Source organism: Clostridioides sp. ES-S-0190-01 (assembly GCF_020658275.1).
Taxonomy (GTDB): domain Bacteria; phylum Bacillota; class Clostridia; order Peptostreptococcales; family Peptostreptococcaceae; genus Clostridioides.
In genome coordinates, this window is the sequence record NZ_JACVWA010000037.1 from 73,126 (window position 1) to 84,900 (window position 11,775).

The following is an 11,775-nucleotide window of genomic DNA, read 5'->3' on the forward strand; positions in this document are numbered from 1 at the left end:
TATGAATGACATCTTGCATTTATTAGGATTCTTTTTTATAAAGTTTATTATATATGATTATGTCAAAGTCGAATATTCTTCTACATACTGACTATATACATATCCAGAATATCTTTTCCCATTTTTGTGAATATTGATTCTTGTCCATTTTCCAACACTATAACAGACTTCAACTTTAAAACCATCAGGAATTGTAGTTATTATTTTTGAATCTGTTGTTCTGTCATTTCTTAATTCTAGATTTAAACCATTAGTTTTTATATTTCCTATGTAATTTCTTTTTCTGTTTTCTAGAATATTATTACTTTTAGCATTGCTCAATTTCTCTAAATATTTATATAGTAACCAACCTTTGTCATAATTACTTTCAACTTCTGCCCATTTTCCATTTACACAATTTAACTTAACCATTTTTCCTTCTGGTATGCTTTTTAATTTCATACTGTTTATATCTGGTTTCTCTCTTAAATTCAATTTAATCTTAGTCTTAAAATTGATGTTAGATTCATCAAAGTTTTTTAACATTAATTCAGATATCATTTAAAATCCTCCTCTTGCCAAATTTTAAGTTATTAAAAATACCTAACTCTTAAAAAATAAATTTAACAAAAAGAATTATTATCTTTTTGGCAACTGGCTGACATGACCTTTATTATATAAAGATTTTAGTCCCTATAGCTTTGCGTCATTAGATTTATCTAATATTGCCTATATCTGAATAATAACACAAATTAAATATTTACAAAATAATATTCCCTCAAATTTTATATTAATTAAATATAAATTCAATTTTTAATTAATAATAAATAAAAAATATCTTTATATTACTAAATAAAGTATTATTCTCTATGAATCATCTATAAAATAGTAATTTACCTAACATATAATTTTTTATAACAAACTTTTTTCTATATTAAGAATATGAAGATATAAAGACAAATTCATAATTTCTTATATCTTTAATACAGGAACTTTTATAAATATATATTAACAAAAAAGTTTGTGTGTATTCATACAGGTTCTTATACCTTATATCTCTTTTTTGATTATTGAACACTATTTAGGTATCATAATTTTTTAAAGCTTACTTGACAAAAAAGGTATATCACTGTATCATTAATATAAACCGACGGTCAGTCTATAGAATAGATATAAGTATAAAATCTACATATATTTGTATGATTATGAAAGTACATAAAGACTAACTAATAAAAATTTTAATGAAAATAGTGGTAACTATTGTTATCTCTTATCAATATATAACATTAATAAAAAAATCACTTATGATACACTTTCTTGAGTTTTTTTATATTCAACTCAGTTCACTTACTTTAGTTATTTACATTGCTATACTTATGCTATTTTTAATTTTTTAAAATTTTTAAGAAACGAGGATGAAATATGTTAAAAAGAATATTACAAAAAGATTTAGCAAGAAATAAAGTAGTAACAGCCACATTATTCATATTTATTTTCCTGGCAGCTATGTTGGTATCTAGTGCTACAAATATCATTATAGAACTTACTAGTTCTATGTCTTCCTTGTTTAGACAATCTCATGCACCTCACTATGTTCAAATGTATTCTGGAGAATTAAACCAAAAATTAATCAATGAATTTACATCTTCAACTCCGTCTGTAAAAGAACAACAAACGGTTGAACTTCTAAATATCAATGGAAGAAATATTTTTCTAGGAAATGAGAAAAAAAGCCAATCTGACAGTGTTTTAGAAAATAGTTTTGTGAGGCAAAATAGTAAGTTCGATTTTTTGTTAGACATGAATAATGCTATATTAAAAGTAGAAAATGGAGAAATAGGGGTTCCTGTCTATTACATGAAACAAAATAATTTAAATATTGGAGATAAGATACAAATAGCCAATGGTGATTTCTTCATGGAATTTACAATAAAAGACTTTGTGCGTGATGTACAAATGAACCCTTCCCTTGTTACTTCAAAGCGTTTCTTAATCAGTAGTGATGATTGGAATACTTTACATGCTAACTTAGGTGAAAGTGAGTACCTTATTGAATTTCTATTAAATAATATAAATAAAATTAGTGAATTTGAAACGTTATATCAATCAACTAATCTTCCACAAACAGGAACATCAATAACTTATTCTCTTTATCAAGTACTAAATGCATTATCTGATGGAATTTTAGTTGCAATTATTATATTAATTAGTATTCTACTTATTATAATTTCTACTTTATGCTTACGATTTACACTAATTACAACTATTGAAGAAGATTATCGTGAAATTGGTGTTATGAAAGCAATTGGTATCCAAAGTGTTAATATCCGAAAGTTGTATCTTGCAAAATATCTATTGATTGCATCTTTAGCAAGTTTTTTCGGTTATATAACCTCATTATTTATTGGAACTTTTTTTACAGAGAATATCAATCTTTATATGGGTACAGTAGAAAAAAATACTTTTAGTGTCTTTATCCCATTAATTGGTGCAGTTATTGTATTTATAGCAGTTATATTCTTTTGTAATCTAATACTCAAAAGATTTAATAAAATATCAGCAGTAGAAGCATTAAAAACAGGTACTTCAATGACCACTAAACAAAACAGATATAATATAAAACTGTACAAAAGCAAAATAACAAATGTTAATCTCTTTTTAGGATTAAATGAAGTAACTGGAAGATTTACCATTTATAGCTTACTCTGCTTTGTTTATGCTGTCTGCACCTTCCTCATGATTGTACCACTTAATTTTCTAAATACTATTCAGTCTCCAGAATTTATTACTTATATGGGAGCTGGTCAAAGCGATATTCGCATTGATTTGCAACAGACAAATGAAACTCAAAACCATCTTAATTCTATATTGAAGGTGATTGAAAGTGATGATGATGTTGAAAAATATGCTTCCTTTATAACGAGTTCTTATAAGGTAGTGAACCAGGATGGAGCGATAGAAAACATGAAAATAGAAAATGGAGATTTTTCAACTTTTCCACTTGAATATGTAAATGGTTCTGCACCAACAAATGAAAATGAGATTGCTCTATCTGTTATAAATGCTGATGAACTAGGGAAAAGTGTTGGAGATAATTTATCCATTTTTTCAGAAGAAGATAATGAACTAATTCTCACTGTTAGTGGCATTTATCAAGATGTTACATATGGTGGTAAGACTGCAAAAGCGATGCTACCTTACAAAAAAGATACAATTTTATGGTATATCATAAATTTAAATATGAAACCTGGAGTTAATTTAACAGATAAATTAGATCAGTATAGAATGGATTGTTATCCTGCAAAAGTTACAAATATGGATGATTATGTAAGTCAGACATTAGGCTCTGTTATTAGCCAACTAAGACTTGTTATAAAGTTAGCTATTATTCTATCTGTTTCGATTTCTGGATTTATTACAGCAATGTTTTTCAAAATGCTGATTGCTAAAGATACATCACAAATTGCAATTATGCTTAGTTTAGGATTTTCTACTAAAAATATACGAACTCAATATATTGTAAGAGCATTATTAGTGCTTACAATTGGAATTATTTTAGGAATTATTGCATCAAATACAATTGGTCAGAAAATAGCAGGGCTACTTCTTTCTGGTATATCCAATTTACAATTTATAACAAATCCACTAATTGTATATATAGTTTGTCCAATAACTTTAATTATAACTGTATCTGTTACTATTACAGCAATTAGTATGACAATCAAAAAAATAAAAATTATGTCTATCATAGAATAAGAGGTATATTATGAATAATATTATAGAAGCTAGAAAAATTAGTAAAGAATATGTCATCAGCAAAGAGAATATACATCAAGTTTTAAAAGGAATTGATTTAACCATTCAACATGGAGAGTTTGTATCTGTTATGGGAGCTTCTGGCTCAGGAAAAACAACTCTACTTTATAACTTAAGTGGTATGGATAAACTCACATCTGGAAATATTACATTCTGCGGAGAAATGATTTCTAGTATGTCTGAGGAAGAATTATCGAAGATACGATTAGAAAAAATGGGATTTATCTTTCAACAAAGCAATTTACTAAAAAATTTAAATATTTTTGATAATATAGTCCTTTCCGCCTATTTGAGAAAGGAAGAAAGCCGCCAAATAATTAATGAACGAGCAAAAACACTTATGGAGAAAACAAATATTTCAGAAATCAAAGATAAAGATATTACTCAGGTTTCTGGTGGTCAACTTCAAAGAGCAGCTATATGTCGTGCATTAATTAATACTCCAGAAATCTTATTTGGAGATGAACCAACAGGTGCACTTAATTCTAAAGTAACAAATGAAGTGATGGAAATTCTTTTAAATATCAATAACTCTGGTACAACCATTATGCTTGTAACTCATGATGCCAAAGTTGCAGCAAAAACAGAACGAGTAGTATTTATGTCTGATGGTGTAATCATTGGAGAAATTATATTAGGAAAGTTTAATGAATATAATAACAATTTAAAGGAAAGAGAAAATAAACTTACAAACTGGTTATTAGAATTAGGTTTTTAGAAATATTAGTATAAATAAAACAGATATTACTAATATTATAAAATCAAAATAGTTATAAGTAAAGAAATAAGTAAATCTATTATTAGGAAATCTATAAAGTAATATAAGTACAACTTCTTAAAGCAATAATTGTTTATAAGAAATTTTTCATATATCTAAATTAAGATATACAACATTTTATTAAACTATCTACTTCACATATATATTAAAGCTGATGACTTATCTAATGTTTGATGATAAAATAAAATTAATAAATATTTAATTATAGAGGATTATATTATGAACATTATTAAAAGAGTACCCTTAATATTAATAGTATTAATAGTATTAATTGCAATATTACTAACAGGATGTTCTCCAAGAGAAAGTGCTAGTGAAGTAGCAAAAAAGTACAGTGATAGAGTAAATTCTGGAGATTATGAAACAGCATATGATTTACTAAGCAAAGACACCAAGAAAAAAGTTAGCCTTGAAAGGTTTAAAGAGTATCAAAGTGTATTACTTGAGACAAAAAAAGTAATTGGTTATAAATTAATAAAAGAAGAAAATATAGAAAAATATAAATATGATAAAAAAGAATATAAAAATCTTGTTAAACTAGAAGAAACTTATGATATAAAAAATATTTACTTAAAAAAATGTGAGTCTTTAAAAATTAATAGGTACCTTATAGTTGAAAATAATCAATATAAGTTATTATGGCATGAAAATTTCAAACGAAATCTTAGTTCTAGATACCTTGATGTTGTATATCTAAAATTTAGAAAACATGAGATAGTTTCAGATAAAACACTTAAAAAAGCACTTAAAGATACTACTCTACTACTGAAAAAAGCAGTTGACATTGATCCTACTAATTCAGATGCTTATTATGCACAAACATGTCACTATATGAATTTAGACGAATATGATAATGGTCTGATTTCAATTAATAACTGCTTAAAATATTTAGATAAAAAAAATTCTAATTATAAAAAAGATTTAAGTGATGCATATAATTTAAAGGCCGTTATGTGTATGGGTAATAAAAAATATGATGAAGCAAAAAAATTTTTAAATAAATCATTGTATGCTAATAAGGATAACAATGATGCAAAGTTTAACTTAAAAGTAATAAAAAATCAATTAGAGTAAATGCCTAATTTATTATATTCAACAAATACATATAAATTGGTGCAAGTAATATTTTTTTACTTCCATATATAAATCACAGTACTTATGTAAAATTATTATATAATAATTTAATTTTTTATAGATTAAAATTAACATGTTTTAGACTTTTATTTATAATCCAGTTAAATTTATTATTACCTTATTCTAAAGTTTACTTAGTAACTGAATCTATATGACTTTATATAAATATAAAATAAATTCATTTATATTTATTATGTATTTATACAATATTCTCTATTAAATTAAAATACCTATAAATTAATTACAAACTTAAATTATAAAAAAGAACTTATTACTATATGAAAGTTAATATATGAGCAATAAGTTCTTTATATTTGTACGTAAAACATTAATCAATTAAATTTAAAATACATAACAAGATAATACTAAAAATATATAATTATGTTAGATAATAAAATCTAAAGCAATATGTATTTATAAATATTTATAATTTTAAAATTTGTATATGACAGTAGTTAAATATTACATAATAAATCCAAATAAATATATAGATATCACACCTGTAACAATAGAAATTCCAATAGATTTAAATTTATATGCAACAAGAAGCACAATTAGAAAAGATATAATTTTAGGATTTACTACAGACAAATATAAATTATCTCCATTAAAAAATACATCTTTCGCTGTTAAAGAAGTAAGTATTGCTACAGGTATAAATTTCATTATTTTTTTCAAAGACTCAGGCATATCCTTTTTCGAAAAAATTAACATTGGAAGAACTCTTGGAAGGTATGTAACAATGTACATTCCTATTATAATAAAAAATATATAATTACTATTATTCATAAGATTCCTCCTTTTTAGAATGTACCTCTTCTGCAAAGAACCCAATTAAAGAGGCTAAAATTGATGCAACTATAATTACTAAATTACTCTTAAACAATACATATAAAATAATTGAAATAATAATTGACGATATAAATACTAAAACATAAATCTTGTTTTTTATTTGAGAAACTATTAATGCTATAAACATAGAGGTCAGTATAAATCCAGAAATAGAACTATCTATAGATATTGTTTCTCCTAAAAATGCGCCAATAAAGTTAGCTAAGACTGATGAAACTAGGCAAAAAAAATTGAGATAGATTGCATTTTTATCAGTCCAATTTCCAGTAGTAAATTTTTCATAATTAACTGCAAAAGTTTCATCAGTTATGGTATGGCAAAATGGCAATATAAACTTTGGACTTTTATTTTTTATATACATATTTAAATTGGAACTCATTAAAAAATGTCTCAAATTAACAATAAATGTGGTTAATACAATAGACGTTACACTTGCACCAGCTGAAATCATTGAAGCTGCAATAAATTGAGAACTTCCTCCAAATACCAAAGTTACCATTAATGCTATTTGGAAAGGTGAAAGACCAGATTTCTGCAATAGTATTCCTCCTACTATTCCTATTGGTATATAGCCCAAAAATATGGGTATAGAAGCAATAAAACTTTCTCTTAGTTGCTGAGTTCTTTCCATGATAAATCACTCCTTTTAACCTTTAATACACTGAGTATTATTAAAATATAAAATAGATTAATCATATAATTGCAATTATACTTAAACATAGATTTGAATTAACTATATAAGCTTTACTATATAAATAAAAATAAATTAATTTTGAAATACTATTAATTTATAATTACTTTTTGTTGTGAGGCAATAATATATGTCAATTCTTATAAATCAATTATCTATCATATTTTCATTGTAACAGCAAAAAAAATTACACACAATTAAAATATTGTGTGCAATACAATTATCTTTTTTCTTTTAGTAATCGTTTTAATACACTTAAACCAGATTTAAGTTCTTCTATATTTTCTGTAGCACATACAGCTATTCTTATTGCAGAAATAGGTTTTTCTTTTCCAACTGCAAAGCGCTCAGATGCATAAACCTGTACACCTTCTTTGAGTGCTTGTAACTCAAGTTTTTCAGCCATTATATCATCAGGTAGTATTAACCATCTAAATATACATTCATTATTTCCTAAAATATTATACTCAGATAAATATTGATTGACAATCTCATTTCTCTTTCTAGCAGACTTACGGCGTGCCTCAATCAATTTATCTGCTTCTCCTGATGCAATCATACGATAAGCTATTTCTGTTAAAAAATATGATTGAGAGAGATTAATATTATACAAAGCACTTGATAAGGCTTCTCTATACTTTTTAGGTGTAGCAATGTATGCAAGACGTAAGCTAGGTGCAAGAATTTTTGATAAACTTGTAATATAAATTGTCTGATTAGGTATATAATTAGCAACTGGATTCAAATGTATTTCATTAAGTAAACCATGAATAGCATCCTCAATAACAATTAGGTTATATTTGGATGCAATATGTGCAATCATTTTTCGTCCATCCTCTGACATTATATGTGTAGTGGGATTTTGATAATCTGGTATTATATATATTCCCTTGATATTTTCATTCTTGCATGCATATAATAAACCTTCTTCACTAATCTCCCCATTTTCTTGTTTAATTGGAATTAATTGTATTCCAAGCATTTTGGCTGCTGTCTTTATTCCAGGGTAAGTTAATGGGTCTACACCTATTCTATCTCCATGTTGAAATAGCCCTGCCAAAATGGCTACAATTGCATTTTGTCCTCCACTTGCAGGAAGTAAGCTATCAGCTGAGGTTTTAAATCCAGTTTGGGAAATCAATTTAGCTATAGCTTCTTTTTGCCAATCAGCGCCATCTCTCTGTCCATATTGAAATATAGTTTTAAAATCCAATTCTTTAGTTATTTGTTTAAATAAAGTACTCATTTCTTCTAATGCAAAATCAGGATTCATTGTACCCATTTCAATGAATGTAATTTTATTACTTGACATCAAAAATAAATTTGACCGTATATCATAAGCTACAAAAGTTCCACTTCCTGTCACCCCACTTATTAATCCTTTCTTTTCACAAATTTTAAAGGCTCTAGAAATAGTACTTACATTTACATCTAGGAAGTCTGCCAATTCACGTTGTGGTGGCAATTTGGTACCAGGCAACAAAGTTCCATTATCAATATCTTGTTCTAATTGTTCTGCAATAGCTTTATATAATATTTGTCCTCTTAATGGCCGTTTTGGTTTCCAATTCATAGGATAATTTTCAAAAGAATTAATTGGCATAAAGTTTCACCTCACATTACTAATTTGACTATTTTGTTTATTTATAACAATAAATTCATTAGGAAAGTGATTATACAAATCCCTAACCTAAACAAATGAATCAATAGCTGTATTTCATAATTACATTTAAATTTATTTTAATATATACACCATATATTTAAAGCGCTTTCTTGTCAACATAAAAGTAATGCAATCATAATTAAATGAATACTAGAATATTTAATTATTTTTATACAATAAAAAAGAAGGTATAAAGAGCTACCCTCAAGCTCAATATACCTTATAAATATCTACACTTCGTTTTTGACTAATTTCTCTATGTCTTTGATAATATGTTCTTTAGATTTTTTTCCAGCTATTGCATCAAAAATTGCAACAGCTTTTTTCTCTCCAAACTTCTCTGCTACATCATTAAACTCTAGAAATCTAACACTTTCCTTTTGTTTGCCAAACATACAACACCTCTCATACATTTTTATATATTTATTATAACTTCTATATGTTTATTTTTCACCAATAAACGTTAGACAAATTAGTTCCTTTATTTTTTTGACTTTATTTTACCTTCAAAATACTTAACAAAACTAGTTTATTCTACCCTATAAATAAAAATATGCAATTTAATTTGTAAAAAACTCTGTAATAAAATCAGTACTTCTCTTTCCAAAAGTTTTACAGTAAAAATAACAAAAGTTATTTATTGTGTAGCAGATTTAATATATAAGTAAGATTCCTTAACTATTTTATTTCTAAAAGTAAATAAAAGGTAAAATATTTAATAACAGAAAAGTTTCAAACTTATATGCTATTAGTAGAATTTTTCTAAAAAAATATATCAAATATTTGATTTTCCTGTAAAATACAGTATCTAGTATAATGACAGATGATTATACAGCTTGAAATAAATAGCCTGTATGCCTTTGATATATAATATTTCAAAAACTTTTATGTTATTATATAGACTTATTTAATTTCACAAAGAGCTAAGTGTAATAGGAGATATTTAAACTGATTAAATTAAGGTTATAAATAATTATAATGTCTAATTATTGACTTTGACACCGTGTCGTAGTTTATACTGAAACTGTAAGGAGGAAGTATAATGAAGACAATCACTATAAGCCAAGTATCTAAAAATATGGGGATATCCACTAGAATGCTACGCTATTATGAACAAATTGGATTAATTAAAAGTTTTCGTCGTGAAGGTTATGCTTACAGAGTTTATGATGATGAAGCAATTTCTAGAATTGAGCAGATTATGCTTTTGCGTAAATTGCGAATTCCTTTACGTCAAATTCAAACAATTCTAGAAAATAAAAATGCAGTTACTGCTATTAACATCTTTCGTCAAAATATAAATGAATTAGACGAGGAAATTACTGCTCTTTCAACAATCAAGGATATTCTCTTTTGTTTTATCAAAGAATTAATTAAAGTTACAGAACTACCATTCAAAAATATTATTTCTGAAAATGACACATTGTTATCAGCTATTGAATCACTCAATATTGTTAGTATTAATTTTAAGGAGGAGCAAGGTATGAATAAGTTAAATAAAGCAGATGAAAGACTATCAAAAATCAATGATATACGTATAGTATACCTACCACCAACTACTATTGCTTCCGCTCATTATATTGGTGATGACCCAGAACTTCATGCAAATACAATGCTTGATGAATTCGTGCGTAAAAACAATTTGAATAAAATTAAACCAGATTTAAGACGTTATGGTTTCAATCATCCTAATCCAATAGATGAAACAGGCTATCATGGTTATGAGGCATGGGTGACAATTCCAGATAATATGGATATTTCGGCACCACTTAAAAGAAAGCAATTTGCAGGAGGGTTATATGGTGCACATATGATTGCTTTTGGCAATTTTGCTGAATGGGATGCACTTCTTGAATGGGTGAATAACAGTGAGAAATATGAATTTGCAGGTGATTTACAAGACCAAGAACATATGTGTGGTCTTTTAGAAGAACATTTAAACTATTTTAGCCATATAGAAAAGACAGACCTTGAGGTAAAAGATATACAACTTGATTTACTAATACCTATTAAGGAAAAATAAGAAAAAATATCAGCATAATAATACTAGTTTGTCAAAAAGATTATATGACTGTGAGATAGCAATTATGATAGAGGAAGATTATTTTTGAAAAGAAGAAATATATCTTTCTATTTAACATTCTAACTATTGACAATTAAACAAGATTATAATAACAAATAGATAAACTATATAGTTTATCTATTTTTTATTATAACTTTAAGCAATCAATATATTTAAATCTAATAAAATTTATCTAAAGTCTTAAAGTTGAAAAAGATAAATGAAGTACCAAGAACCACTTCCTTTTTTTAATCGTCAATCTTATCTCATACATCCTCTGATATACTTGATTTTCTAAGAGGTTTTATTATATCAGTATTAAAAAAACTGTCTTAGAATATATCTTAGATATTAAATATTAATTACAAAAACAAATCTATAATTATATATTAAGTTCTTCTAAGATTTTTATTGCAAATCTTGCATTTGGATATGTAATAGAGCCACCACCAATTACACCTATTTTTATTGCTTCTATAATTTCAGCCTTACTTGCTTCAGAGTTTACACACCCCTCTATATGATAGCAAATGCATTCATCACAACGACTTAAAATAGAAATTGCTAATCCCATCAACTCTTTATTTTTTTTACTTATAGCTCCCTCAGAATAAGTCTTATCATCAAGACTTCCAAAGGCTCTAAAAAATTCATCTGTTTCACTTAGTTTATTATTATATAATTTTCTATATTCTTTCATTTCTTCAAGATTCATGTCTACCTCCTGTGTTCATAAATAATTTTTATAGAGTATGATATAACATCATACTTATATTTTCAATATTAAATATGAATTTTCA

General features: G+C 25.9%; 10 protein-coding genes and 1 riboswitch. Of the genes, 4 read left to right on the top strand and 6 right to left on the bottom strand.

Annotation, left to right across the window (positions count from 1 at the left end; translation table 11 throughout):
• Positions 1-57: 57 nt before the first annotated feature.
• A complete protein-coding gene (locus tag IC214_RS12945; RefSeq protein ID WP_227834322.1) occupies positions 58-540 on the bottom strand; it encodes an SH3 domain-containing protein in 483 nt (160 codons plus the stop codon).
• Between the two features lie 85 nt (positions 541-625).
• A riboswitch (cyclic di-GMP riboswitch) is annotated at positions 626-719 on the bottom strand.
• 682 nt (positions 720-1,401) lie between these two features.
• Here IC214_RS12945 and IC214_RS12950 point away from each other — a divergent pair.
• From IC214_RS12950 to IC214_RS12960, 3 genes are all read left to right on the top strand, one after another.
• Complete coding sequence (locus tag IC214_RS12950; RefSeq protein WP_227866722.1) at positions 1,402-3,735, top strand: FtsX-like permease family protein; 2,334 nt, start codon at positions 1,402-1,404, stop codon at positions 3,733-3,735.
• Positions 3,736-3,745: 10 nt separating this feature from the next.
• Complete coding sequence (locus tag IC214_RS12955; RefSeq protein ID WP_227435114.1) at positions 3,746-4,513, top strand: ABC transporter ATP-binding protein; 768 nt, start codon at positions 3,746-3,748, stop codon at positions 4,511-4,513.
• Positions 4,514-4,792: 279 nt separating this feature from the next.
• Complete coding sequence (locus IC214_RS12960; protein WP_227866723.1) at positions 4,793-5,647, top strand: hypothetical protein; 855 nt, start codon at positions 4,793-4,795, stop codon at positions 5,645-5,647.
• 522 nt (positions 5,648-6,169) lie between these two features.
• Here IC214_RS12960 and IC214_RS12965 read toward each other — a convergent pair.
• From IC214_RS12965 to IC214_RS12980, 4 genes are all read right to left on the bottom strand, one after another.
• Positions 6,170-6,496, bottom strand: coding sequence for an AzlD domain-containing protein (locus IC214_RS12965; RefSeq protein WP_227435111.1), 327 nt, complete (start codon positions 6,494-6,496; stop codon positions 6,170-6,172).
• Positions 6,489-7,190 carry an AzlC family ABC transporter permease gene (locus IC214_RS12970; RefSeq protein ID WP_227435109.1) on the bottom strand — a complete coding sequence of 234 codons (702 nt, stop codon included), beginning with the start codon at positions 7,188-7,190 and terminating at the stop codon, positions 6,489-6,491. Before IC214_RS12970 ends, IC214_RS12965 begins: the two co-directional genes overlap by 8 nt.
• A 280-nt stretch (positions 7,191-7,470) precedes the next feature.
• The gene (locus IC214_RS12975) at positions 7,471-8,853 is read right to left on the bottom strand and encodes a PLP-dependent aminotransferase family protein (RefSeq protein WP_227482619.1); all 1,383 of its coding nucleotides are present in this window, start codon (positions 8,851-8,853) and stop codon (positions 7,471-7,473) included.
• Positions 8,854-9,143: 290 nt separating this feature from the next.
• Positions 9,144-9,308 carry a hypothetical protein gene (locus tag IC214_RS12980; RefSeq protein WP_227435106.1) on the bottom strand — a complete coding sequence of 55 codons (165 nt, stop codon included), beginning with the start codon at positions 9,306-9,308 and terminating at the stop codon, positions 9,144-9,146.
• 647 nt (positions 9,309-9,955) lie between these two features.
• Between IC214_RS12980 and IC214_RS12985 the strand changes: the two genes are divergently transcribed.
• Entirely contained in the window at positions 9,956-10,936 is a 981-nt protein-coding gene (locus tag IC214_RS12985; RefSeq protein WP_227830575.1) for a MerR family transcriptional regulator, read from the top strand.
• Between the two features lie 421 nt (positions 10,937-11,357).
• Here IC214_RS12985 and IC214_RS12990 read toward each other — a convergent pair whose 3' ends face one another.
• On the bottom strand, positions 11,358-11,690 hold the full coding sequence (locus tag IC214_RS12990; protein ID WP_227435101.1) for a carboxymuconolactone decarboxylase family protein: 333 nt from the start codon (positions 11,688-11,690) through the stop codon (positions 11,358-11,360).
• Positions 11,691-11,775 lie beyond the last annotated feature (85 nt).